22 protein-coding genes are annotated in these 26,639 nt (G+C 42.6%); 3 read left to right on the top strand and 19 right to left on the bottom strand.

What is annotated here, in order from left to right; translation table 11 throughout:
• From QVO88_RS10220 to QVO88_RS10195, 6 genes are all read right to left on the bottom strand, one after another.
• On the bottom strand, positions 1-1,084 hold a 1,084-nt coding region (locus tag QVO88_RS10220), incomplete at its 3' end, for a hypothetical protein (protein WP_288177998.1).
• Position 1,085: 1 nt separating this feature from the next.
• Entirely contained in the window at positions 1,086-2,297 is a 1,212-nt protein-coding gene (locus tag QVO88_RS10215; protein WP_022288375.1) for an ABC transporter permease, read from the bottom strand.
• Between the two features lie 15 nt (positions 2,298-2,312).
• Entirely contained in the window at positions 2,313-2,759 is a 447-nt protein-coding gene (locus tag QVO88_RS10210) for a hypothetical protein (protein ID WP_022288374.1), read from the bottom strand.
• 109 nt (positions 2,760-2,868) lie between these two features.
• Positions 2,869-3,291, bottom strand: coding sequence for a hypothetical protein (locus QVO88_RS10205; protein WP_022288373.1), 423 nt, complete (start codon positions 3,289-3,291; stop codon positions 2,869-2,871).
• An 88-nt stretch (positions 3,292-3,379) separates the two neighbouring features.
• Positions 3,380-4,051, bottom strand: a complete 672-nt coding sequence (locus tag QVO88_RS10200) for a DUF4367 domain-containing protein (RefSeq protein WP_022288372.1) — start codon at positions 4,049-4,051, stop codon at positions 3,380-3,382.
• Positions 4,044-4,580, bottom strand: a complete 537-nt coding sequence (locus QVO88_RS10195; protein WP_022288371.1) for an RNA polymerase sigma factor — start codon at positions 4,578-4,580, stop codon at positions 4,044-4,046. Before QVO88_RS10195 ends, QVO88_RS10200 begins: the two co-directional genes overlap by 8 nt.
• Before the next feature lie 254 nt (positions 4,581-4,834).
• On the opposite strand from QVO88_RS10195, the gene QVO88_RS10190 reads away from it, so the two are divergent.
• Positions 4,835-5,887 carry a hypothetical protein gene (locus tag QVO88_RS10190; protein WP_022288370.1) on the top strand — a complete coding sequence of 351 codons (1,053 nt, stop codon included), beginning with the start codon at positions 4,835-4,837 and terminating at the stop codon, positions 5,885-5,887.
• Between the two features lie 94 nt (positions 5,888-5,981).
• Here the strand turns inward: QVO88_RS10190 and mgtE are convergent, their stop codons facing one another.
• Positions 5,982-7,412: a magnesium transporter gene (gene mgtE / locus QVO88_RS10185; protein ID WP_022288369.1), complete on the bottom strand. Its 1,431-nt coding sequence runs from the start codon at positions 7,410-7,412 to the stop codon at positions 5,982-5,984.
• Between the two features lie 291 nt (positions 7,413-7,703).
• Entirely contained in the window at positions 7,704-9,233 is a 1,530-nt protein-coding gene (gene cls / locus QVO88_RS10180) for a cardiolipin synthase (RefSeq protein ID WP_022288368.1), read from the bottom strand.
• Between the two features lie 223 nt (positions 9,234-9,456).
• Here cls and bsh point away from each other — a divergent pair, with 223 nt between their 5' ends.
• Complete coding sequence (gene bsh, locus QVO88_RS10175) at positions 9,457-10,431, top strand: choloylglycine hydrolase (protein WP_022288367.1); 975 nt, start codon at positions 9,457-9,459, stop codon at positions 10,429-10,431.
• Positions 10,432-10,468: 37 nt separating this feature from the next.
• Here bsh and QVO88_RS10170 read toward each other — a convergent pair whose 3' ends face one another.
• Together QVO88_RS10170 and QVO88_RS10165 are read right to left on the bottom strand one after the other, a co-directional pair.
• On the bottom strand, positions 10,469-13,954 hold the full coding sequence (locus QVO88_RS10170) for a sugar-binding domain-containing protein (protein ID WP_022288366.1): 3,486 nt from the start codon (positions 13,952-13,954) through the stop codon (positions 10,469-10,471).
• 10 nt (positions 13,955-13,964) lie between these two features.
• Positions 13,965-16,967, bottom strand: coding sequence for a glycoside hydrolase family 2 (locus tag QVO88_RS10165; protein WP_022288365.1), 3,003 nt, complete (start codon positions 16,965-16,967; stop codon positions 13,965-13,967).
• Positions 16,968-17,067: 100 nt separating this feature from the next.
• Between QVO88_RS10165 and QVO88_RS10160 the strand changes: the two genes are divergently transcribed.
• On the top strand, positions 17,068-17,892 hold the full coding sequence (locus QVO88_RS10160) for an AraC family transcriptional regulator (protein WP_288177996.1): 825 nt from the start codon (positions 17,068-17,070) through the stop codon (positions 17,890-17,892).
• Between the two features lie 51 nt (positions 17,893-17,943).
• On the opposite strand, the gene QVO88_RS10155 is transcribed toward QVO88_RS10160, so the two are convergent.
• The 9 genes from QVO88_RS10155 to QVO88_RS10115 all read right to left on the bottom strand — a co-directional run.
• The gene (locus tag QVO88_RS10155) at positions 17,944-18,222 is read right to left on the bottom strand and encodes a zinc-ribbon domain containing protein (protein WP_022288363.1); all 279 of its coding nucleotides are present in this window, start codon (positions 18,220-18,222) and stop codon (positions 17,944-17,946) included.
• A gap of 96 nt (positions 18,223-18,318) precedes the next feature.
• Positions 18,319-18,879, bottom strand: a complete 561-nt coding sequence (locus QVO88_RS10150) for a sigma-70 family RNA polymerase sigma factor (RefSeq protein ID WP_022288362.1) — start codon at positions 18,877-18,879, stop codon at positions 18,319-18,321.
• A gap of 236 nt (positions 18,880-19,115) precedes the next feature.
• Complete coding sequence (locus QVO88_RS10145; protein ID WP_022288361.1) at positions 19,116-19,673, bottom strand: FumA C-terminus/TtdB family hydratase beta subunit; 558 nt, start codon at positions 19,671-19,673, stop codon at positions 19,116-19,118.
• A 9-nt stretch (positions 19,674-19,682) separates the two neighbouring features.
• Positions 19,683-20,672: a hypothetical protein gene (locus QVO88_RS10140; protein WP_022288360.1), complete on the bottom strand. Its 990-nt coding sequence runs from the start codon at positions 20,670-20,672 to the stop codon at positions 19,683-19,685.
• 319 nt (positions 20,673-20,991) lie between these two features.
• Complete coding sequence (ftsZ, locus tag QVO88_RS10135) at positions 20,992-22,122, bottom strand: cell division protein FtsZ (protein WP_022288359.1); 1,131 nt, start codon at positions 22,120-22,122, stop codon at positions 20,992-20,994.
• A gap of 255 nt (positions 22,123-22,377) precedes the next feature.
• On the bottom strand, positions 22,378-23,481 hold the full coding sequence (locus QVO88_RS10130) for a cell division protein FtsQ/DivIB (RefSeq protein ID WP_022288358.1): 1,104 nt from the start codon (positions 23,479-23,481) through the stop codon (positions 22,378-22,380).
• Positions 23,482-23,499: 18 nt separating this feature from the next.
• Complete coding sequence (gene murA, locus QVO88_RS10125; protein WP_022288357.1) at positions 23,500-24,759, bottom strand: UDP-N-acetylglucosamine 1-carboxyvinyltransferase; 1,260 nt, start codon at positions 24,757-24,759, stop codon at positions 23,500-23,502.
• 61 nt (positions 24,760-24,820) lie between these two features.
• The gene (locus tag QVO88_RS10120; protein ID WP_022288356.1) at positions 24,821-25,729 is read right to left on the bottom strand and encodes a hypothetical protein; all 909 of its coding nucleotides are present in this window, start codon (positions 25,727-25,729) and stop codon (positions 24,821-24,823) included.
• A gap of 28 nt (positions 25,730-25,757) precedes the next feature.
• The coding region (locus QVO88_RS10115) for a UDP-N-acetylglucosamine--N-acetylmuramyl-(pentapeptide) pyrophosphoryl-undecaprenol N-acetylglucosamine transferase (protein WP_288177994.1) at positions 25,758-26,639 on the bottom strand (882 nt) is incomplete at its 5' end.

Genomic DNA, 26,639 nt, shown 5'->3' with positions numbered 1-26,639 from the left:
CTGCCATAACTGCGGTCATAAGATCACACACAAGATCTATCTTGATATATGCGTTCCACTTTGCTCCGCAGAGATAATAGATACCATAATCTCCAAGTCTCTTTTTTATGTTCACTGCCGAAGCCGAAACTGAGCTTACAATAACAAGAACTATCACGCATATAAGCATTGGAACAAGCTTGATAAGCTGACCATTAATATAGACAAGCGAATTTTCTCTGAAATCCTCAAAGTCAAAAACCCTGCCATAATCCCTCAGATATAATTCAAGCTCCTTAAAACGCTCATTGCTTACATTATCCTTTAACGTTACTATTTGATTGCCGCAAGGGTATATTTTACAGTTTATATCTTTAAGACAGTCTGTCGGAACTATCAGCATCATGTTGCCATGCTTATTGACATTAGCATAAAGATCTCTGAAATCAGGCTTTTCTTTTATACTATCCTCAGTGCCTAAATATGCAGATGAAAACCCCAGCAACTGTGAGCCGTCAGCTATGACACCGACAATTTCCACCTTGTTCTTAACATACTCATACTTATAAGGATCAGCATAGTCAAAATCCTCATCATCAGGGGACATCTCCCCTACTTTCTCTTTGTGCATAATGGTAACTATGTCACCCGTTTTGTAGTTGCTGTTTTCAGTCACAACAGCAGGTATCAGATCTCCGTTAGCCGACGCATTAGACAGCCATTTTCCCGAACTCATCTGCGGCGTAAATGACTTTATCATATCTTCAGATAAAGCATTAACGCTCATTCTATCGTCACCAAGTCCATTAGATAGATCTTTTGATGACGGAGAATAATACAAGCTTGTATCATATCCGCTTGTCACCGACTCCACATCATCAATATTTTTAAGCTCACTGTCAAGAGGAGCAGTATCATATATATTACATATATATAGTCCCTTGCCATCAGGAAAGTATTTCTTTACAGGAGTATACATCTCTATTCTTGAAAGAACAGAAGAAACAGCCGCCGTCATTATAATAAATGCAATGGCGAGCTGAACAGCGATAAAAATATTGCTGTAGATATTTCTTGCAAATTCTTTTAAACCATATTTTATCATATTATTTTCCCCTCTCTTTCATCATTTTCACAGGGGATCTTTTATTGGTAAACAATATCACAATGTTAAGGAACAAATAAATAGAAATAATATATATTCCAAATATGGTCATATATACCCTGAAATTATATGCGACCTTGATATACTCAAAAAACAAAGTAAGCTTAGGAAGCAGCGCATAATTGAATACCAATGCAAATATCACATATATCGTCACTGATATCATACCTATCTCGGCTATATACATCCGTCTTATTTTATTTGACGTGCAGCCACACAGCATGAATATAGCAGTCTGTTTAGCACGGGATCTTATTATGTATCTGAAAAGCATTGCAAGATTTATTGCAGAAGCTATCGCAACGGCTACGGACATAAATATAACGGAATTGTAGAATTTTATTTCAGTCATATCGATCGTGTCTATCGGAGGAAAATTAACATTACACGTTAGAACTTCGCTGAAAGCTTTTTTCAGCTTAAAAAAGCTTTCTGTATCGAGAGCATTGTCATCAAGAAAACTTATGCTTGAAATAGTGCAGTTATCACCCAACGTTTTAAATGGCACCTGAAATTCCTCTTGTACAGTATTACCGAATATGCCTATGACCTTATAGCTTTTGCCAAGCAGTTCAACATTCTTGCCGATCATATCGTCTTTTGCGCCGCTAGGCAGCACGACCAAATTTTCGTCTGAAGCATATTCTTCCTTAGTAAAATATCTGCCTTTGCGTATACTCATGTTGTCGACATACGATTCGTATAAACTATAATCATTCAGCTCCTCATCATATTGAATACGCACCGCGGACATAAGATACGGTTGACCGTCGTCAAAACACTCATCAATTTTAAGCTCGTCTTGATCAAACATTAAACTAAAATACATACCCGGCATTGACGCTTTAGAATTATCATCAAGCTTGTCAAGCACCTCCCGAAGCTGAACAGGAGTTATAGAATCTGTTCCAAAATAAGACAAGATCCTGCCATCACTGTCTTCCTGAGTATCTATTATATCGCCAAATGAAAAAGTATAGTTAAATACATACTTCTTTTGCTTTTCAAAATCCTTGCTTGCTTTAAAATTCTGAAATGCACCATGTGAAAACAATATTATAAGCACATCAGTAACGGCGCAAACAATAAATAGAATAAAGATAAGTACATTCTTTACGGCAAAATTTTTCAGGTTAATAAAAACGTATTTCATTTAGTCCTCTTAATATTACTTATTTTGATTTATACGATAATAAACATCGTCTATAGTATACTGATTATCCTTATCGGTTTTAACTTTTACACGATGGATATAATAAACATATGAATTATTCTTGTTTCTTTTAATTCCAATACCTGTTCCGGCATTTTTTGTTGTTATCTCATTTGTCTGATTTGATATAACAGCATTATTTGCTGTATTTCTGCATTCAACCGATACCTTTATGTAACGTTGAAACTTACTTTCTGTTTTTCCCGCAGTAGTCATTGCAGTTGAAGAATCGCCCTTAATATTCCAACTCACGTAACTATTATTTCCAAGCTTTCCTGAATAAGCATATGACTGACCATATACCTCTTTGGTTGCTGACGTAGTTGCTAATGCAGTAGTAACAGCCATAGTGCTTACAATAGCCAATGCAACAATTCCCGTAACAATTTTCTTAATAATCATACTTATTCCCTTTCTCGTTTCGCAATAAATCACGAATTTTTAATTATACAACTAATAATTTTTTGACCTGTGCTTAACTTAGAATATCTTCATGCTCACTTGAATTTCATCAAAAATTCAACACAGTACTATGAAGTTCTAAGTATTCTGACTTACTTCCACTGTAGGTATACACCTGTAATTCCGTACGATATTTATGACCTGAGATCGCACTAGAGTAGGAATCAGTTGCTGTCAAGTATTTCCCGTTGACCTCTTTTCTTAAAACGTGAACATTTCTCCATGAACCATTCACATTTTCCTGAAGATAAAGATAAACTGTTATCTTTGTTGCCGTTGATTTTCCTGTAACGGAACAATCATATGAAATTTTCTTAGAACTGGAACGTGTGATGTTTGTGCTGATTTTGTTCGTATATAAATTCATTAATGCTATTTCATCATCAACTGTTGTTTCAGCAAAAACATTAAAACTAAAGCAGCAAGTCATCACACATATAAGAACAAGTGTAGAAATAAATTTTTTTAACATAAGATCACCTCCTTTCCCATAAAAACCTTCCACATAAATTAAAACATGAAAGCACGCTGTTTTTTGACAATAATTATCGAAAATATTTTTAATTCGTAGACTTAACTGAATTTGCCATACGAATTATGTCATCTTTGCACAAATTACCGTCTATTTCAAAAGCATAAGTTCCATCTGTCCATGCAATTATTGTATATTCACTGTCATATGAAATGAATGCTTTTTTGCCGTTAATATCTACCCATTCAGTCTTCATATTTTCGGTATCTACCTGATTAGACACTGTCAAAGAACTTTGCGAATAGTTTATGTATTTATCGCCTGATATATAATGTATTTCATGCCTTGTATCGTTAGTGACAACAGATTTGATTTCAAATTCGCTAGGTACGAATGTCGGTACATACTTAACAAAATTATAAATGCTAAAATCGTCCAAAGAATTATCTTTTATATGCGTTATTTCAGCGTTTTTATTATTATCCTGTACAAAAACTCCAACAAACCATTCACGCAGCGGCGGCACGGCGGCGACTGTAACAGAGCCGACTGCAAGCACCGCGGCTATTATCGCCGCAGCAAATCTTAGAGTGATCTTTATATGTCTGTGACCGCTTTTTCTGTTAGTTTTTATCAGCTCGCCAATTCTCTGCTCATATTTTTCCGAAAAATCATGTGGAATTTTCTCAACAGCCAAATAATCCTTATAGTCTTCATCAATTATGCCTGTTTTTATTGCCCGTCTTAACTTATCATTCAAAACGATCACCACCGATCAAATCTAAAATTTGTCTTTTGGCTTTGTTCAGATAATTAAATACCGTTCTCTTAGAAATGCCCATGATCTGTGCGATCTCATCAGCAGTCAGATCATAATAGACCTTATATGCTATCACAGACTTTAGTTTATCATCCAGCTTTCTTACCGCATCTATAAGCAGATCTAAGTCAATATCATCATAAAAATCCTCACTCGGCTCATCTTCCACCTTAAGATCAAATATAGACGATGTTGGATTTTGATTTTCCTTATTGTAGATCGCATAACAGGCGTTTCTAATAGTTCTAATAAGATATGCGTCCATATCGTGCAAAGAATAATTGTGAATTTTTTTAAAACATTTTGCGATGCTGAAAAAAGCATTTGCACAAGCCTCTTCTGCCAGCGCAGAATTATTCAAGATCTTGTATGCAAAAGCATAGGCTATCTGACGATTTCTGTAATAAAAATCTTCAAAAGACGTCTGATCCTTATCGTTGTCTATCAAGGTCATACATACAGCTAACATTTGATTCCCCCCTGAGTTACTTATGTTACTAAGCATAACACATATTGACATACTTTTCAAGATACCAACAAATAAACTTATAACCCGAAATTATAATACATTTTGCGATTTATACTTGTATAAAACTAACATGATTGAGCCATTCAATTTAGTTAAAGCTACAAAAATTCAAATATAAATCAACAATATGATGCACGAAACGACTACTTTCGCTATTATTTATAGTGTAAGACTAAAATAAATAGGAGGTTTTTATGGTAAACATAAATTCAGAAGTAATCGTTGAACGTATACAGAAAGACGGAGTAAACACTATAATCATAACAGCGGTCATAGCTATACTAAGCTGGATATTTAATATGTATCACAAAAGTGCAAACAAGTATCGTGACCAAAAAGACCAACAATTTCGTGAAGCAAGAGCTACATTTGAATCGGCTTTAAAGCAGATCAACAAAGATGATACTGATTTTAATGAATTTTATGATTTATTAAAATACACTAAAACGACTGAGGAATATTATCAGTTAGATCAGTTAATTAATGATAAAAATGAGGTTGAAATAAAGAAATACATAACTGGTAGAATATTTGAATTAAATGACAAAAATCCAACTCCATTTAATGAATCTGAATTTGCATACAAAATTATACTTGGAAAGATACGAAATTTAAGAATATATGAGAATATTGTTGTTCCTACACTTTATACATTATTTACAGTGATTGTAATTACGATTGCTATAGGATTAGTATTGAATATAAATAACAACCCTTTAGGCTGTTTGGTATTAGCAAACATATTAATATCCGCTATTTTCTTTGTAACGTATGGTTCACTCTTGCTTGATGACGATAAAGTTTTCTTATCATCATCTTTAGTAAAAATACTTGTTATTCTAGAATTTGTCGCCGCTACAACCGTTGAGTATAATCAGAAATTCGGCAATGCTTTTGCCCTTTTTGTAAATGTATGTTTCTTTATAACAACAGTTGTTTCAGCACATCTAAACAATGTAAAAAACATTACTCGTATCTTAAACAAAAAGAGCAAATTGCGTGGTTATAATATGATCATGTCTTTCGTAAAATCACAAAATGGTGAACTTTTGTCAGATGAAAAACTGGTATCTTTCATTTACTTTTTCAACCATAAGATCTATGGCATTTATCAATTCAAAAAAATTGAGAATAACAAATTAGTTTTGGTCAAAGAAATAAGGAAGTCATACTATGATTCAATAATCGATCAAAAAAAGGTCTTTTCAGAAATTGAAGAAAACTCCAAATGCAGAATTATTCAATAAGATAGGCATTACCTTGAATCTAATAGCCAAACCTGAAAAAGCCAACCGCACCAAAATGGATGCGATCGGCTTTTTTATCTTATTCTATTTTTTTCTACCCCAGCTTCAAAACATTCAGCAGGAATATCCAGCTAGTTCCATAGTAAGCCACAACTGCCACCAGATCGTTCAGCGTGGTTATCATAGGGCCTGACGCAACGGCAGGGTCTATCTTTATTTTCTTAAAGAAAAGCGGTGTGAGCGTGCCCACTGCACTGGATACTATTATGGCAAGTATAAGTGAAATGCCTATACAGCCCGACATTGCAAAGGAGTATACCAGCCCCTTGCCCTTGAAGAAGAAAATATACAGCCCCACTGCTATTAACGACAGCATGCCTATAAGAGTGCCGTTTAGAAGTCCAACTCGCATTTCTTTTGACACAAGGTGAAGCTTCTGCTTTGCAGTAAGGCCTCCGTCTGTAAGCACACGGATAGTCACTGCAAGGGATTGTGTACCAACATTTCCTGCCATGTCAAGTATCAGCGATTGAAACGCCACAATAAGAGTGAGCTGTGCAACAACTTTCTCAAACGCTCCCACCACTGTTGACACCACCATGCCAAGTCCCAACAGCACAAGGAGCCACGGCAATCTCTTTTTCACACTCTGCAACACAGGCTCGTTAAGATCCTCCTCTGCAGAAAGACCACCAAGCTTTGCATAATCCTCGCCCATTTCATCATCTGACGCCTCGATGATATTTTGCGCCGTGATAACTCCCAGCAGTCTGTTTGAATCGTCAAGCACCGGTATAATATACTCTGAATAATCCTTCAGTTTTTCGATACAATCGGCAGTCTGCTCGTTGGCGTAAACATATGGGAAAGAAGTTGCCGTTATGCTCTCAAGTTCCACCTCGCTGTCAGCCGTGATAAGATCCTTCAGATCTATAGCTCCGCTGAAAACCTTATTTTCGTCCACCACGAACAGCGTTGAGATGTTGTCATTTTTTCTCGCCTGACTAACAAGAGCGTTCATTGCCTGCTTTACAGTCATGTCTTCGTCAATGATAATACAGTTCGTAGTCATTCTGCTTCCTATCTCTTCCTCATCAAATGAAGCGATAAGCTTGAGTTCACTGCGTACATCAGGTGCAACAGCGTCTATAATAAGGCTTCTCCTGTCCTTATCTGTTTCAGACAGAATATTCACCGCTGTATCAGTGTCAAGCTCCGATATAAGCTCCGAAGCCTTGTGGATATCCATTTCCCTGAGATACTCCCCTGCCTGCTTTTCGTCAAGATATTCAAATATCTCTGCCAGCATTTCAAGACTGCACACACGATAGAATTTTCTTCTGTTGAGAACAGAAAACGTACTTATTACCTCTGCGATATCACTGCCATGATAATCGTCAAGCTTGTTCATCATGGCTTTCGGGGAATCATTGCTGTTGATGACAGCGGTTATCTCGTCGCAGTGAATGTTCTTTACTGCGTCCTCGTTTAAAATTACATTTTTGTTCAGTTCATTTTTCTTCATTTGCTTGTCCTCCGTTTCATTTTTTTATGACGTGAGGGACAAACAGGCATAAAAATGCCCGTGCATGACAGGTCACACACGGGCAGATATATCAGATCACAACGAATAAAACGGCAACGCAAAGCGAAGCCCGTCGGCTGTGTTCACATATATACATAATTGCCCGTTAGACCCGCAACTGTCGCAGTTTGCCACTTTATTCACCTCCGTATTATATTAGTCCTTCGACATTATACCATTTTAGCAAAGATCTATCAACACCCAAAATCTTATTTTAATATTAAAAAGCTGTTAAAGCAATGGTGCAAATATCCTTAGCACGCCGTCAATGAGCCGTCCAAAGAAACCACGCTTCGTGTCCTCCAGTGTACGCTGTTTGCACTTGCTCTGAGTATCCAGAATGTCCGCCTTAAAAGTCTTTATTATAGACGAATCATAGAATATAGAACTGCACTCAAAATGCAAAAACAGACTTCTATAGTCAAGATTTACCGAACCAAGAACCGCAAGCTTGTCATCGCATATACAGCCCTTTGCGTGAACAAACCCAGGGGTGTATTCATATATCTTCACTCCTGCCTCGATAAGCTGACGATAATAGCTTCTCGAAAGCCTGAAAACCACCTTTTTGTCAGCGATACCTGGCATTATGATGCGCACGTCAACCCCACGTTTAGCCGCCCTTATAAAAGCGTCAAAAAGGCTGTCCCCAAGCATCAGATACGGCGTGTAGAACCACACATAATCGCTTGCGGCATAGAGCATCTCAGAAAAAAACGTGTTGCTCACATTTTCGTCCACCATAGGGGAATCATAATAAGGCAAAACATAGCCGTCGCCACCCTTGCCCTCTTTTTCAAAGCTCTCCCCCACAAGGTCATGAGGTATCATGTCATTTGAAAAAGCGTTCCAGAACTCCATAAACATATAGGTGTAGCTTTTTACGCCCTCGCCTGTTATCTTAAAGCCGATATCTTTCCAGTGACCATATTTCGAGCCTATGTTTATATACTCGTCTGAAAGATTTATTCCGCCGCTGTATGCAACTCTGCCGTCCACCACCATTATTTTTCTGTGGTCACGGTTGTTGAGCTGTGATTTTATAAAAAGGAACGGATTGAAAGGCACACATTTTATACCTTTCTCCCCAAGCTTCAAAGCGTCTGCAAGAGAATAAGTTGCGATACTTCCAAGGTCGTCATACATTATCCTGACGTCAACGCCCTGAGCTGCCTTTCTCGCCATAATATCAACCACAGTGTTGAGAAATTTGCCGTTTTGCAGAATAAAATACTCTGCAAAAATATATTTCTCAGCCTTTTCAAGCTCCTTGCACATATCAGCGAACATTTCCTCGCCCACGGAAAAATACTCTGCGCTGTCAAGCTTCACCATAGGGAATCCCGTTGCGTCGCTTATCCTTTTCACCGATTGAGCAAGCCTTTTGTCCTCACGTTCAAGCTCCCCTATGCACTTTTCTCCGTCAGAAAGCTCATAGTCCATGTGAAGCCTTGCCTTTGTGATATTCTTTTCAAGCTTTTTCGCAGTATTGTTATTGCCAAAAATTATATACATAACTGCACCAAGCACAGGAAAAGTAAGTATCACAATAAGCCAAAGGGTCTTGTAGCTGCTCTCCTCACGCTTTGTGTTGATATAAAGCACAAACAGAAATGACAGCACAGTAAGCACGATGCTGAGAAGCCCTGCCGCCTTGCTGAGCCATTTAAGTATGAGAAGATACCACAAAAACTGCATCGCCACAGGAACTATCACCGCCACCACTCTGCCTGCTATTTTCTTTACATTGTTCCACGTCAACTTCGTTTCGCTCCTTTCATTTATCATCTTAGGACAACAAAACACTATCATTATGCGATGTTACCACTATTATAACAATTTTTTTAACATAAGTCAACGCCATTGATTTTAACTGCAAAAAGTGTTATATTAAATATAACGAGTCCTGCGGATAACTTTGTCAGCCGGCGAGCGAGCTGTTCGCCCCTACAAAAATAATATAATTGATAACGGAGGTAACAAAATGTGTACTGCGGCAACTTATAAAACGAACGATTTTTACTTTGGAAGAACCCTTGACTATGAAAGCTCCTACGGTGAGGAAATAGTCATAATGCCAAGAAACTTTCCCCTTAACTTTGTTAATATGGGCAGGATAGCCACCCATTATGCGGTAATAGGCACAGCTCATGTTGCTCAGGATTATCCTCTTTTCTATGACGCCGCCAATGAAAAAGGTCTTGCCATGGCAGGTCTTAACTTTGTTGGCAATGCCTTTTACCGTGATGATATCGACGGCAGGGACAACGTTGCACAGTTTGAGTTTATCCCATGGATACTCTGTCAGTGTGCAAACGTGACAGAAGCAAGGACGCTTATAGAAAAGATAAACATAACCAAAACTCAGTTCAGCCCGCAAATGCCGTCAGGTCAGCTCCATTGGATAATAGCAGACAAGAACGATTGTATCGTAGTGGAATCTGTAAAAGAAGGCATAAAGGTCTATAACGATCCCGTGGGAGTGCTGACGAACAATCCAACCTTTGATATGCAGATGTTCAGGCTCAACGATTTCCGTAGACTTTCTCCAAAACAGCCTGAAAACACTTTTTCAGACAAGCTTGACCTTACTTCCTACAGCCGTGGCATGGGTGCAATGGGACTTCCGGGTGACCTGTCCTCGCAGTCAAGATTTATAAGAGTAGCATTTGTGAAAATGAACTCACGCTCCGCCCCTGACGAGCAAAGCAGTGTGAGCCAGTTCTTCCACATCTTAAACTCAGTTGACCAGCAAAGGGGCTGCTGCCAGGTGGCAGAGAGCAAGTATGAGATAACCATTTATACAAGCTGCTGCAATACTGACAAGGGCATTTACTATTACACCACCTACAACGGACATCAGATATCCGCTGTTGATATGCACAAAGAAGACCTTGACTCCGCCAAGCTTATTGCCTACCCTATGATAACCAACGAGATAATAAACTTTCAGAACTAGCAAACGCTCCGTACAAAATCTGTACGGAGCGTTTTTATTACTCAAATCTGAAATATTCAAAGTCAAAGTTGCTTCCCGGCAGGAACGCAAATGAGACCTTCTGTTTGCCGCTGATACCTGAGATATCAAAGCTCTTCTGAGCATAATTTTCGCTGTCATCTGTCCTGAACTCGCAGAGTATTCGGTTTTCGCCATCACTGCCGTTCAGGATAAGATGTATGCTGTTGAGGGCAAGCGGTGACTTTCCGCTTATAACGAGCCTGCTCGGCTGTTTTTCAGAGAAATCGAACTCGCCGAAATCAAGCATAACGTTGTTGCCTATCTCGGTCACACACTTTTCGCCCTTTGTGAACTTGTCACCATAAATGTTGTCAGCATCAGCCGCATTATTCACCGCAAATTCACGGCTCTCCTTTTCAAAGTTAAAACCGCCCACTTGGAAACCGTCCTCAGTAAGGATACAAAGGGTCTCAATACCCTTGAGCTTTCTTGAAAGCTTGAAAGTTTCAGGCTTGAAGATCATCCACTCAGGCTCTTTGTGATAACAAAACGTGCCAAGAAGCTTGCCGCCCTCGTCAGGTATTCCGTCATAGAAGCTTATTTTAACAGGGTCAAGGGTGTTCGCCCATATCTGCACCGTAACAGTGTCAGAGCCTGCACTGCCGAAGTCAAGATTATCATATGCCGCCCATGATGTTACCTTGCCCATTGCAAAGCCTACACCCTTCTTCATGCCGCTTGAAACGTTGTCGCTCGCCCTTGTGAATAGTCCGCCGATAACGAACTGATAAGGGTCGGTAAGTGCGTTTCCAAGACCCTCAGCAGTGAATTTGAGCATAGAAATGATGTGATAACGCTCTGTGCCGTTTTTGCACATTGCACGAAGCCAGAAGCTTCCGTCGCCCTTTGCTTTCACCTTAATGCTGTCTGCTGTTACCTCGCACTCTGCAAGATTAGATTTTATGCCCTTTTCATTTGTTACCCTGAACTCTATATCCTCGGCATAATCCGAATTGGCAGGGAGCGCCTTATATTTCACTGTTATCTCAGGGTTATCCTTGCCAAGAGTAAAAGTATCAGTATAAAGCTCTATCTTTCTCACAGGTATCTCGTCTGTTCTTCCACACTCAGTAGGAGCAAAGCCCACGTTTTCAAGCGATGATGTGCCGCTGTCATATTCTGCCTTAACAGCATCAAGGGTAACAACACAGTCAGGCAGACCCTTTGATGTGAGCGTTACCTTTATCTCCCCCGTCTTATCAGCCACACCAATAACAGCAAGCATTTTTCCTGAGAAAAGTCTGCGTGATGTGCCTTTATACTGGTCATAGTCTGTGCTGTCGCCGTTGTCAAGACCCATAAGCCTTGCCGCACCCTCAACGCTCACGTTCACACGGTTGTTGGCGTTTGCGCAGAAAGTGCCGTCCTTATCAAATGCAGATATCTCAATATAAACAAGGTCAGAGCCGTCTGCAAGTATCTCTGTCTTGTCAGGGACAGCTTCTATTTTAACAGCGTCCCCGAATGAACGCTGTATATCCTCTGCAATGATATTTTCATTCTCGTCATATGCAACGGCTTTAAGCTCACCCTTTTCATATGGTATGATATAGTTCGCTGTCAGCTCCTTGCCATGCTTGTGGTCGATATCATATGCACCCATTGAAACGCCGTCCTTGAAAAGCTCAACTCTCGGAGCATTTGAGCAAACTCTCACGTCACAAGGAAGTCCGTCGCTGAAATCCCAGTATGGGAAAATATGCACGAACGGGTCGTCCTTATAGTCTGTCCACTCTGCACGGAAAACATATGCGCTGTCTTTTGCAAAGCCTGCTGTGTCGAACTGACCAAAGTAGGAATTTTTCGTGCTGTATGGAGTAGGCTCGCCTATGTAGTCAAAGCCTGTCCAAATGAACTGACCTGCACAATATTCTGCGTCACGGTCAGGGATAATGCAAGCCTCAGTGTTCTTTGCGCCCCAGCCTGTGCAGCTATTGCCCAAAGATGAACACTGCTCGTCATCATCAGTTAGCAAGGTTTCAGACAGTGGGAAATGATAAATTCCACGGCTCTGAACAACAGAAGCCGTTTCGCTTCCGTATATCATCCAGTCAGGGTGAGCGGCGTGGTGTTCCTCATAAAGTCTTTCACCGTAGTTATAGCCTGCAAGCTTGAGAATATCAGCGCATTTCTGACCGTTCTCCCACTGCATATAGTTAGAGCCGAATGTGACATAGCCGTTGCCCTCAGGGTCATGGAGCCTGACGAGCCTTTTGAGCCAAGCCGTTACCTCCTGACCTCTCTCGTCAGCGTGTGTGTCAAAAATCTCATTTCCCACACTCCAGCCTATGATAGAAGGGCAGTTTCTGTCACGGCGCACCCATGAAGCAACGTCCTTTTCTACCCACTCATCAAAAAATCTGGCATAGTCATAGTCGGTCTTTGACCTCTCCCACATATCAAAGCCCTCAGAGAGAATGAGCATACCTGTTTCGTCAGCGATGTCCATAAACTCCTCCGCAGGCATATTGTGAGAGGTCCTGATAGCGTTTATGCCCATTTTGCGTAGCTTTTTAAATCTTCTCCTTATAGCCGCAGGATTGGAAACTGCCCCAAGACAGCCGTTGTCATGGTGTTCACATGAGCCGTGGAGCTTAACGTGTCTGCCATTGAGATAAAAACCGCTGTCGCACTTGAATTTGATAGTCCTGAAGCCGAATTTCTGATCTACACGCTGTACACAGCCGCCGTCCACAAGAATTTCCGACACCATGGTGTAAAGCACAGGCGAGGTGATATCCCAAAGCTCAGGGTCTTTCACTGTCATGGTCTGAGCGGTGAGAGAATAGCTCACGCCTTTCACACGCACAGCCTCAGGTATGCAGGAAATATCCGCCCCACAAGCGTCAGACTCATAGCTTGCCACCTCTTTGCCGTCCTTGTCGAGGATAGTGTTTTTAATGCGTATACCCACAAGAGGAGTACCCACCGGACGAAGCATTTCAGCATTGACAGTTACAAGCCAGCCGTCCTCCTGCTTTGACGTGATGATATAAATGCCGTCATTGCCGAAGCGTATCTCAGGGCTTTCGCAAAGCCAAACCTTTCTGAAAATGCCTGCTCCTGAATACCACCTGGAGTTTGGCGAGTGGTGATCCACACGGACAGTAATAATGTTCTCTCCGTCCTTAACAAGGTCGGTGATATCGAACATAAATGCCGAGTAGCCGTATTTCCACTCCCCTGCCAAAGCACCGTTCACATACACCTTGCTGTCCATGTAAACTCCGTCAAAGCGGATAAAAGTGCGTATGCCCTCTTTCTTTTGGTAAGAAAAAGCCTTTCTGTACCAGCCTGTAGAAGTTTCATATAGGTCATTTGTATTATAAATAAGCCAATCATGAGGAATGTCCACAGGCTTGAAAGCAAAGTCCTCTGAGTAGTCAGAGCCGAAAGCCGCCTTGTAAAATTCCCAATCGTTGCAAAAAAGCTTTCTGTCTGAGTGTGTTTCACAGATATCCATAAAAACTCCTTTATATTTTACTTATCTGAATATGAAAATGTGCATTTATCAAAGGCTTTTCAAGCTGATATTTCTCCGCAAGCCTTGGTCCGCAGGAGTTAGAACCTACCCCTGCCATTGCATAGTCAACGCAGATAACATTGCTCTCGCACCTTTCAAGCTCATAGTTATGTGCCTTTGCCGCAAGCTCCTCCTGCGAAAACTGAGAAGCGTTGAATGAAAACTCCTCTCCCGCAGTGAACATCACACTTGTGTCCTTACTGCTCACAGTGAGATATCTGCACCCATAGTGCGATGAATTTTCCTGCGGTCTTATATAATCCTCGTGCATATCCCCGATATCAGCCGCAAATCTGCCCATATAGCAAGCCTGACGCTTGTCAATGTAGCTTTCTGTAGGACCATATCCGAAATATTCCGCCCTTGAAAAATCTTTTGGCATGAAAAGCCTTATACCGAACCTTGGAAGCATATCTATCTTATTTGAAAACTCCGCTTCGCATTTTATGTCAAGCCCACTGCCGTCAATAACATAAACAGCTTTCAGCCTGCAAAACGGCTGTTGTATGGACCAGCCAAAAGACTGTGTGACGCTTATCTCCGCTCTGTTCTCGCTTGCTGAAAGCTCACAGCCGTAGCTTTTCACATCAAAGTCATTAAGATGCACCTTGTACCAATTGTACTTCATGACATCATTATCCGTAGGCGCACGGAAGAAGTTATACTGCAATGGTCTGTCAAGAAGCTCTCTGCCGCCGAATTTCACAGATACAAACGCCGACTTACGCTTGTCAAAGCGGTAAACAACATCTCCCACTGTCACAGTGATATCAAGAGGCGTTTCCACAGCCTCAACATTTCCTTTCACCTCAGCGACCTTACAAGCCTTGCCCTCTGCTATCCTAAGCTGATCAAAGCACACCTCATAGCCATTTTCACAATAGTCAGTGTCCTCCTTTGCAGTGAAAATAAACCTTATGAATGTTTCATTTTCATACTCCGCTGTATCATTGGGAACATTCACCACAGTGCTTCCCATAGGCTCGATGTCAAAATCCACCCTGCCGATATGTATAATACCGTTTTTGTCCGTTATCTCATAGCGGCAATCGAGAATATCCCCAGCGTTCACAAACTCCAGCGTGCTTGAAAAAACAAAGCTTCCCTCGCTTTCCCCTTTTGTTACTCGCACAGGTCTGTATACCTGCTTTACCTCTAAAAGCCCGGTGTGGGGCGTTCTGTCAGGATAAACAAGACCGTCCATGCAGAAATTGCTGTCATTGTGTCTTTCCCCAAAATCTCCGCCGTAGCCGTATTTTATCTTACCCTCAGCCGTTTTACCAAGCGGCACAGAATGGTCGCACCACTCCCACACAAAGCCACCGCAGAAACGCTCATTGGAATAGAACACATTGTGATAATCCTCCAGATCTCCCGGACCATTTCCCATGGCGTGGCAGTATTCACACTGCACAAGAGGTCTGTTTTCCTCAGGCTTTTCAAGATAGCCTTTCAGCCCGTTTAGATCCCAGTACATACCCGAAACTACGTCAAGCACGCTGTCGGAAGTTCCGTCAAGGCAGTGTGTGCTTTCATAATGCACAAGCCTTGTATCATCAAGCCTCTTTATAAGCTCAGCTTCATCAAGCATATTTTTGCCATATCCGCTCTCGTTGCCCAATGACCAGAACACCACGCAAGGGCGGTTGATGTCACGCTTTACAAGACATTCCGCACGATCTTTTATGGCATTGCCAAACCTCTCGTCGCAAGCAAGCATCGCAATGCCGTTGTAATCTGAATAGTCCCACTTGTAGTCATAATAGACCTCCACACAGCCATGTGACTCCAGATCCGCTTCATCAATAACATAAAGCCCCAGCCTGTCGCAAAGCTGATAAAACACAGGGGAGTTAGGATAATGTGACGTTCTCACAGCGTTTATGTTGTGCTTCTTCATAAGCACAAGGTCAGCTCTCATCTGCTCATAAGAAGCATAATATCCCGTGTCAGGATAGCTGTCATGACGATTTACACCCTTGAACTTCACCGCCCTGCCGTTTATCTTAACAACGCCCTTATCCACCTTTACATCTCTGAAGCCAACCTCCTCGCCGATAACCTCGTCGCCTGCATTGATAGTAAGCCTGTAAAGATAAGGTGTTTCAGCACTCCAAAGCTTGACGTTCTCTAACTTTATCTCAACGCTCTCACCGTCATAAGCCGAAAACTGAGCCATTGTAACACCGTCATCATCGCAAAGCTTTGCCGAAACATCACAGCCGAATACCGTAAACTCCAGCCTTGCAGAGCCATTTTCACCGAGAACAGTTTTCACGATATAATTTTCAAGACGCATTTTTGGTCTTGACAGCACATAAACATCTCTGAAAATTCCCGAAAGCCTTATCTTGTCCTGATCTTCAAGATAAGTTCCGTCGCACCATTTCAGCACAGCGGCAGTAATGATATTCCTGCCCTCAGCAAGATATGGTGTAATATTAAACTCAGCCGTAGCGTGAGAAACCTGTGAATATCCCACAAAGCTGTCGTTCACATACAAATAAACACAGCTATCCACACCCTCGAACACAAGCACCCTGTCCATGCCGTCAGGGGAATAATCATATTCACGCTGATAAACTCCCACAGGTATATCGTCAGGCACAAAAGGCGGGTCAAATGGTATTGGATAGCACACGTTCGTATACTGCGGCTTGTCATAGCCGTAAAGCTGCCAGTTTGACGGCACCGGGATAGTGTTTTCAAACTTTTCGTGAATAAAATCGTCCTCTAGGTCTATTATGCTGTCATAATAGCGAAAACCCCAGTTGCCGTTTAAAAGCTCCATTCGCTGAGAATTTTTACGGTCCTCAAAAGGATCCTGCCCCTTTGCAAACGGCACAAAATAGCAGTGCTTGTCAAGCGTGCCAATGTGCAGTGCCTGAGTATCCTCATGATATATCATTTTCGATCTTGGCGAATTCTCCGCCGCAAGCTTTAAAATATCCATAAATGTTCTCCTTTACAAGTTTATAAATTACTGTAATTATTTTATCAGCTATTGACAGGCAAGTCAATGAATGATATTATTAATTTATAACAATATGAATATGGAGTTGATATTTTTGTTCTTTGCCGATTATCCTATCCTGGGAAACGAAAAGTCCCTGCCACTATATCTGCAAAATATGGGTCATCATCACTGTCAGGATCACATTATAAGACCCGAGGGCTATCACTATGACCAGATCCTCTACTGCACCAAAGGCAGCGGCACGCTTATCTTTGAGAATAAAGCCATTCCCATACCACATGATACCGCCATATTCATACCCGCTGAAACGCCCCACGAATACTATCCAGAAGAGGATATATGGGATATCCACTGGATAGTCCCATGCGGATATGCCGCCAATGATATCCTTACCCAGTTCGGCCTTACCGAGCTTAAAACCTTTCACCTCAGCGACACAAAAATGCTCGAGCATATTTTCCGCAAAATGCACAATGCTCTGCGAACCGACAGTATTTTCGGCAATTACAAAGCCTCTGGCTATTTGTATGATTTTCTTATGGAGTTTTACCGCCTTATCGCATACAAAGACCCTGCCACGTCAGTATCCTCCGCCCTTATGAAAGCACTGGACTACATAAACTACAACTATTTTTCCCCTATCACAATGGACGAGCTTTGCAGTGTGTCAGGAGTAACTAAACAGCACCTTTGTCTGCTTTTTCGCAAAAAACTCAGTATGCGTCCAATGGAATACATCGCAAAACGTCGTATCCAAGAAGCCAAAGCCCTGCTCACCGGTACAGAAAAAAGCATCGAGCAGGTAGCCGAGGAAACAGGCTTTTGCTCAGAAAGCTATTTCTGCAAGCTTTTCAAAAGATACGAGGGCATGACCCCCTCCGCTTTCCGCCAGATCAAATAACCACAAACAAAAAAAAGAGCCGCCCAAAGGCAGCTCAATTATGCAGAAAAATTAGCCCTGCTCCTTCATCTTAGCGAAACACTCGCTGCAGTAAACAGGTCTGTCCTCTCTTGGCTTGAAAGGAATAACAGCCTCGCCGCCGCAAGAAGCACAAGTTGCTGTGTAAGTCTGTCTTTCAGACTTTGTAGCAGCCTTTCTTGCATCTCTGCAAGCTTTACATCTCTGTGGCTCATTTACGAAACCTTTCTCAGCATAGAACTCCTGCTCGCCTGCTGTGAAAACGAACTCGTTTCCGCACTCCTTACATACTAATGTCTTGTCTTCGTACATGGTTCTTACCTCATTACATAAAATTGTGCCTAGTCGGATTTGCACCGACACCTTTGAATAAACAACGCTCTGCTATTAAGCTATACGGCCATATTCCTATCTCAACAGTGATCTCAATTTCCGTCTGACTCTCTGCATTGCATTGTCTACCGCCTTTTCCGACGTGCCCAAGCCTAATGCTATCTGACTGTATGACATTCCTCTCAAAAACGATTGAAATACCTGCCATTCCTGCTCCGAAAGTGCAGAAGTGATCTTATCATAAAGCTCATTCAGCTCCTCACGCTCCACTACGACCTCCTCAGGTACAGTGCCACCACCGCCAAGAATAGCCTCAAGGTCAGCTTCCTCGCCGCCTGAAAGAAGTGCATTTCTATGAACAGACGAAATGATCTTATTTTTTATACATTTTGTAGCGTAAGTTGAAAACTTCGCATTTTTGTCTTCACGATAGGTCCTAACCGCACCCAGAAGCCCCATAAACCCCTCTTGGACAAGATCCTCGTGAACCTCGGCGCCATATTTTTTTGCCAGAAACTCCACCGTACAGATATATCTCGCAATAAGCTCACCGATAGCCGTTTTGTCACTCTGTGCATTTAGCACAAGCTGCTCATCTGAAAGCTTTTTCTGCTGATCCTGCCGATCGCCTCTCAAAAAATACCGCCCACCTAATCGTAGAAATTACCGCAAAGCCCCATTCTGACGCCACTGCGTAATGTTATAATACCATTTTAGACCATAAAAGTCAAGAGAATTGACGAAATCCGCCGTCCCTGTCAAAATATTTGTAACATACCACAGTTTTAAGAATGTATTCTTGTGATTTTCAACAAACAAAAAGTCAGCCGTGTCGAAATACACGGCTGACCGCAATTTACGCAACTTTGATGTTATACACGGCAGTATTTTGCTCTGCCATCGCTGAAAATATCCCCTCCGTGGCAATCGTCAGCCACAACAAGAGGAAAATCCTCAACGTAAAGTTTTTTCACAGATTCACAGCCCAGCTCCTCAAAAGCCACTACCTCACAAGACTTTATGCAGTTGCAGGCAAGTGCGCCCGCACCGCCTATAGCACAGAGATAGACCGCACCATTTCTTATCACGGCGTCCCTTACCTCTTGTGATCTCTCGCCCTTGCCAATCATTCCGCCCAATCCAAGATCAAGCAGCCTCGGAGCAAACCTGTCCATTCTTCCAGAAGTGGTCGGTCCGCATGAACCGATAGGCTTTCCCTCAGGCGCAGGAGTAGGTCCGGCATAGTAGATAACAGCGTCTTTCAAAGGGATAGGAAGCTCCTTTCCCTCGTCAAGCAAAGCATTGAATCTTTTATGTGCAGCGTCCCTTGCAGTGTACACAACGCCCGAAAGCAATATCTTGTCACCGCATTTAAGCTCTCCGCTCACCGCTTTAAGCTCCTCGGAACGCACCTTTCTTATTTCCGACATGACAAACTATTATTCAGCGTCATCATCGCTTACAAGAGAAAGACCATCGTCAATAAGATCTCTTGCAGTGTTTACAGCACCGATACTATTGCCATACAGATCGTTAAGTGATGTAACGAGCTGCTGAACAGTTTCGCTCAGACTTGTGAATTGTGTCTTAACAGACTCTCTCAGATCAGCAGACTGTGCTCTGATATTCTTAGCTTCGTTCTTAGCGTCACTTACTACCTTTGCAGCCTCAGCATTTGCCTTTGATGTTACGTCAGCGGCTTCTGCGTTAGCCTTAGATGTAACAGCCTCAGCTTCAGCGTTAGCCTTAGAAGTTACCTCGGCAGCCTGCTTGTTTGCTGCACTTGTAACAGCTTCAGCTTCCTGCTTAGCGGCAGCCGTCATTGCAGCAGCACTTGACTTAGCAGTCTGAAGTGTAGTATCAGCCTCTGTCTGAGCATTTGTAACAAGCTTCTGTGCCTGTGCGTTTGCGTCAGCAAGAACCTGATCCTGAAGTTGCTTAGCTTCATCTTCCATCTGCTTAGCTGCCTTCTTAGCTTCCTGAACGACCTTATTAGCTGTGTTCTGAGCTTCCATGAACACGCTTCCAAGATCGAATGCAGGAGTGGCTGTGCCGGCATTAGCCTCAGCAGTTTCGAGCTTCTCTTTAAGATCCTCGATCTCCTGCTTCTGCTTTTCAAGCTCAGCGTCCTTTTCAGTTACCTGCTGCTCATAGTCAGCGATACGAACCTTCATTGTATCAGTATTAGCCATAAGCTCGGCTATCTTGTTTTTAGCCTCTTCTACCTTTTTCTCAAGTTCCTTCTTGCCCTCGAAGTCCTGCTTCTGAGCGCCGCCCTGCTTCTCAAGACGTTCGATAGTTTCGTTCTGGTCATTGACCTGAGCCTCAAGAGTATAAATTTTAGAAGTAAGGTCGTCTACATAAGCAAGAACGTCCTGCTTATCAAATCCGCCGACTCTAACCGTTCTTAAATAACCATTACTAGCCATTTCAATCCCTCCACATTAGTGATTATCTCTATTATACAATAAACCACGTTATTTTTCAACTGATTTAAGCCGTTTTCAAAAATTTCATTATTCCATACAAAATAGCAACTGAAATTTATACAAAATGTCTTAAAATCATATTTATCACAGAATAATTATATCAAATTTTCCGTAAGATTTCAAGTGCTTTTGCGAAAAATTTTCAATATCATGATAATTTTCTGAGAATACGAAAATCCCTTTAATTATGTAAACGTTTTCCGATTTTGGTTCAAACAAGGCGGACAGCGTAAACGCCGATCCGCCTTTGAAAGCATTATTACTTGTTCTTGAAGATATTGAAGATATCGTCGTAATAATTTGGATTATCAGCAGCCTTAACGCCAGCCTTGTGCATCGCTTCAGCGTCAGCCTTTGCGTCGTCAGCCTTCTGAGTAAAATTTGCAGTATATGTTGTCGCAGCCTTTGGTGCAGCAGCCTCAGGAACGTCATCTCTGTCAACAAAGTCAGCAGCGATAACAGTAACGTCCATAGCGTCCTTGGTATCAGGATTTGTACCGTTACCAAAAATGATCTCAACGTTATCGTCAGCAGCGTCTGCTATAGCAGCAGTAAGCTCGTCCATATCACTGATAAGGAGATCCTCGCTCATTGTAACGTTTACGATAAGTCTTCTCGCACCCTTGATAGAAGTTTCAAGCAGATCAGAAGAAATGACCTGATTGATGATATCCTGTACCTTATCCTTGCCCTCGCCGTGGCCGATAGCAATATGCGCTCTTCCTGCACCCTTAAGAATAGTAGTAACGTCAGCGAAATCAACGTTGATCTCATCATGTCTTGTAATGATCTCAGCGATAGCGATAACGTCTGTCTTAAGAACTTCATCAGCGATAGCATAAGACTGCTTCATAGTGAGGCGCATCTCGTTTGTGATAAGGTTCTGGTTAGGGATAACGATAAGAGCGTCAACGTGCTTGATAAGAGCCTCGATACCCTTTTCCGCTCTCTCCATTTTCTTAGCGCCCTCAAATTTGAAAGGCTTTGTAACAACTGCGATAGTGAGCTTGTCAAGTGACTGTGCGATCTCAGCAACTACAGGTGCAGCACCAGTACCTGTTCCACCGCCCATACCTGCTGTGATGAATACCATATCAGCGTCCTTGATAGCGTTCTCGATCTCGTCCTTGCTTTCCTGAGCGGAAGCCTCGCCGATCTCAGGCTTTGCACCTGCGCCCAGACCGTGAGTAAGCTTCTCACCTATCTGGATCTGTGTGTGTGCAGCTGACTTATGCAGTGCCTGAATATCAGTATTAACAGCGATATATTCAACATTTCCCTCGATACCGGCCTGTGCGATACAGTTAAGTGCGTTTCCACCGCCGCCACCGACACCGATTACCTTGATCTTTGCGCCTACGACTGGCTCTTCAACATACTCGTAACCCATAATAGAACTCCTCCTAAAAGCGAATTTTCATACTTCTCCGTATTTTTACATATCAATTTATCAAATCAAAAATAAAATGCAAAAAAGCCTATGTGCCGAATATGCACATAAATAGATACAATAATATATTATCATACTTTTGTCAAAAAGTAAAGAACTTAAATGAAACCATTATAAACTTTTTATTAATTATCAATAAAACGACTGATTTTTCAGTTTCATTTGTGTATACTATACAATTAGTTATCCTGACCCCTACCAATCTGTGTTCGTCTGATCGTCCACATAGCCGTTGTCAGCATATCCATTGTCGGTATAGCCCTGATCACCGCCGTTATCATATTCCCAGTCGGTGTTTCCGTTCTCGTTTGTCCACTGATCTGTGCCTGCATTGTCAGCATCATCATTGCCGTCCCATGCGTTGGTATCGTCGCTGTAGCCTTGGCTATCGTCCCCTGACCATGAGTTATCACCGTCCCATGTGTTGCCGTCATCAATATTAGTATCAGCCGATACCGCACTGCTGCTGTCATCTGGCTTTGCAGAGCTTGTGTCGTCAGGTTTTGACGACTCGTCCTGCGATTTCGGAATAGCCGAAATGCCGCTGTCAGCACCATTGTAAATAAGCGTACCCTCGTAATCGTCAGTAATGCTCTTGTCAATTACCGCCTTAAGATATGTAAGCTTGTATTCCATATCCACTGAGCTTCCAAGCTTTATTTCAAGCCTGCCGTCATACATAAGCTTGATATCCGAACGGGTGGTCAGGTCAATAGAGTCTATATTTTTAAATTTCAGATCATGAAGATCATTCAGAAGCTCTTTAAGGATATCCGCCTTAAATGAATCCTCAGAAGCAAGCTTGTCGCCCTGACTAAGGCTTTTAAGCTCAAAGCCCTTTATAACAGGTATATCCCCTGTCGGAGCAGGATTTTTCGTTTCAAGTATCTTTCCCGAAGTAGACAGCACATAGTATGAATTTTTATACTCGATATCAGCCGCCTTTTCGGCCTCTGTGCAGGTTATAACAAGTGTTGACGGAAATTTCTTTGTGACCTTGACATCATCAAGATACACAAGAGTATCTTTCAAACGCTTTTCAACTATATCCGTATTCGTCCTCACAAGGTTCTGTCCCGTTGAAACGCCGCCCACGCCAAGGATCTGATCCTGCTCGTAAAGGGTAACGCCCTCTATTTTTATCTCCGACACATTAAAAAACAAAAACATACTCAGCACCAGCAGCAGCGCCGCAGCCGCAAAAAAGCTGGCAACATACACATTGCGCATATTCACTGTCTGCCGACGTGCCGCAGGCCGCTGTGAGTTCATTCTGTTTTCCTTGTAAGTTCCGTTCATTTTTCTCTTTCCTAACTGCTAGTAATTTACACGTTTTATGTTTCCGCCCAGAAGCGTAAAAGCATTTTCAATGCAGTCATAGCCCCTGTCCATAAGCTTTATATTAGTGAGAGATGTTTCTCCCTCTGCCGAAAGCGCCGCCACAGCCAACGCCGCACCGCCTCTAAGGTCAGGTGCACGGACTTTTGCTCCGTAAAGCTCCTTCACGCCCTCGATAACAGCCACTTTTCCCTCTGTCTTTATATCAGCACCCATTCTCACAAGCTCGTCAACATGGCGGTAGCGGTTTTCAAAAATATTTTCCACCACCACACTGGTGCCTTTTGCCTTAGCAAGTGCCGCCGTGACTATCGCCTGAGCGTCCGTAGGGAATCCCGGGTAAGGCATAGTCCTCACCGTCCGCACAGCTTTTAGCTGTTTAGGCGCTTTTATAAATATCCTGTCCTCATAAAGAAATACCTGACAGCCCATTTGCTCAAATATAGGTATGACCGCACGAATATCCCCTGCCCTTGCCCCAAGCAGACCTATCTCACCGCCTGTTGCCGCTGCCGCGCTCATAAAAGTCGCCGCAACTATCCTGTCGGGCATGACAGAGTATTCACAGCCGTGTAGCTTTTCCACACCGCTTATTGTTATCGTTCCGCCCCCTGCGCCGCTTATCTTTGCACCGCAGCAGTTCAGAAACTCCGCAAGATCGCATATCTCAGGCTCTCTTGCCGCATTGTATATCACCGTGTCGCCCTTTGCCAGAACAGCCGCAAGCATGATGTTCTCAGTCGCTCCCACAGAGGGGAACGAAAGGTCTATCCTAGCCCCTCTAAGCCCTCTCGGGCAGGTGCAGCTAAGCACGCCATACTCCTCGTTTATCCTGACGCCCATTTTTCTAAGTGCGCACAGGTGCATATCTATAGGTCTCGGACCAAGCTCACACCCTCCCGGGAATGACAGCCTGCATTCACCTGTTCTTCCAAGAACAGCTCCAAGAAAAACGATAGACGAACGCATCTCTCTCATAAGCTCATCTGGCACAAAGGTCTTTACAGCGCCCCTTGCGTCCACAGTAACACAGCCGTCCTCACGGCTGCACCTTGCCCCAAGCACCGACAGAATGCGACAAGCCGCAAATACGTCCGAAAGTGCAGGACAGTTATGTAGCCTGATCTCTCCGTTTATAAGAACACACCCTGCCAGCAGCGGCAGAGCTGCGTTTTTTGCTCCCTGAACGGTTATCTCTCCGTTCAGCCTGCTTCCTCCCTGAATGATAAGCCGTTGCATAAGCGTCGCTCCTTTTAAGGTTTTGACTTATCTTATGCAGGACCGCCCATATAGGTTAAAGCTATTTGTTGATATATATCTCTGTAGCGTTTGAAACAGGCATAAAAGCAGGCAAACAAGGCAGATAGAAGTCCTTGCCTATCTTCTTTTTCATATCCTTAGTTGAAAGTATCATGCCGGTAACGCAATCGTCAAACGTACTATCGTCCATATCAGTGATATTCACAAGTATCCTTACAGTGACCTCCTTGCTGGAAAACGGAGGAACAGTGTCGCCTATGACCTCGCCGTCGCTGTTTGTTGTAACGCTGGTCGCATAGCATACCGCGTTGTCATATTCAGAAGAAACATGGCTGATCTCATACTGCGGTATCTTTATCTCAAAAGGAGACGGGTTTTTGATATTGAACACTATATCTGCAAAACGGTAGCTTGAACTCAACTCAGAACCAAAAGCTTCTTCGTTGTATACAGAATAATTTGACAGCGCATATGTTTTAAAATCCGTCATACCCATTGTTTTGAACACGTTGTCGTCATATCTAACCACGCTCTTGTCTGCGTCGTTGAAAAACAGCGGAGGGAAGAAGAACACCATAAGCACAAGCACGATAATAACAGCCACAACTGTCTTTATTATCTTGCTACGCTTTACATATGAATCTCCCACCTTTACTCCCTTGCTAAGACCTTTCACCGCCTGCGCAGGCATAGCCGCAGCGTCCTCAAGGAAATCGTCCTCTTTGTCGTCCTCTTCCTTGTGCTTGGTAGGGTCATCGTAAGTCTTTGTGGCACGGTCGAACTCCCCTGCCTTGTTGAACTTTTCTCCGTCAAAAATCTCGTCGGCGGTGCGGTTCACTCCGCTGCCCTTGAACTTTTTATCTGACAGCTTTTTTATCTTGTCAACATCAGGCACTTCAATGCTGTCCATTGAAGCCCTCTTGTTATACTGTCTGTAATTCTTATCCATTATTTTATCCCCTTAAATTTTACGTTCCTTATCCCTTAATAAGCGGCTCTAAAGCCTTGAATATCCTGTCCTCAGTATCGGCAACATGAAGCTTTGCAGCGTTTTCCGAGCACTGTCTGAGCTTTTCAGGGTCTTCTATAAGCCCCTTTACAGTATCAATGAAAAGCTTTTCCGTCAAGTCTTTTTCTTCGATAACAAAGCCTGCTCCTGCGTTTTGCAATACCATGCCGTTGTAATACTGGTGATTTTCAGCCACCATAGGCGATGGGATAAGCACAGAAGCTCTGCCCATTGCTTCAAGCTCCGCCAGCGAAGCCGCTCCGCACCTTGATATAACAAGGTCAGCCGCAGCCATTGCCACAGGCATATTGATATAATCCTTTATGATACGTCTGCTGTTGTTGATATCTATACCCATAGCCTCCAGCTTTTCAGGATAGTCCTTATAGCCCTGATAAGTGCCGTAGGAATGTATATGACACACCTTAACATCATTGTCCTGATACCATTTCAAAAGCTTTGCGATATTCTCATTAAGCACTCTCGCACCCAGACTTCCGCCTGTTGAAAGCACACATATTTCATTTTCATCAAAGCCAAGCTGTTTTTTAGCCTCCGACTTTGACATGGTGTTGAAAGCTCCCCTTACAGGCAGACCTGTCACCACCGTCTTAGCATTTTCGGGCATATACTTTTCTGCCTCTTTTACAGTGAGCATAACAACGTCTGCAGACTTTGCAAGTATCTTGTTTGTTACGCCCGGAAAAGCGTTCTGCTCGTGAATAGCCGTCTTTATTCCCATTTTAGCGGCTTTTCTAACTATAGGTCCTGAAACATATCCTCCGGTTCCTATAACAAGATCAGGCTTTGCTTCCTTTATTATCTTCTTTGCAGTGCTGCCCGACTTTGC

This window comes from Ruminococcus sp. CAG:57, assembly GCF_000435935.1.
GTDB classification, from domain to species: domain Bacteria; phylum Bacillota; class Clostridia; order Oscillospirales; family Ruminococcaceae; genus Hominimerdicola; species Hominimerdicola aceti.
The sequence above is the reverse complement of the archived record's forward strand: the minus strand, read 5'-3'. Positions and strand labels throughout refer to the sequence as shown.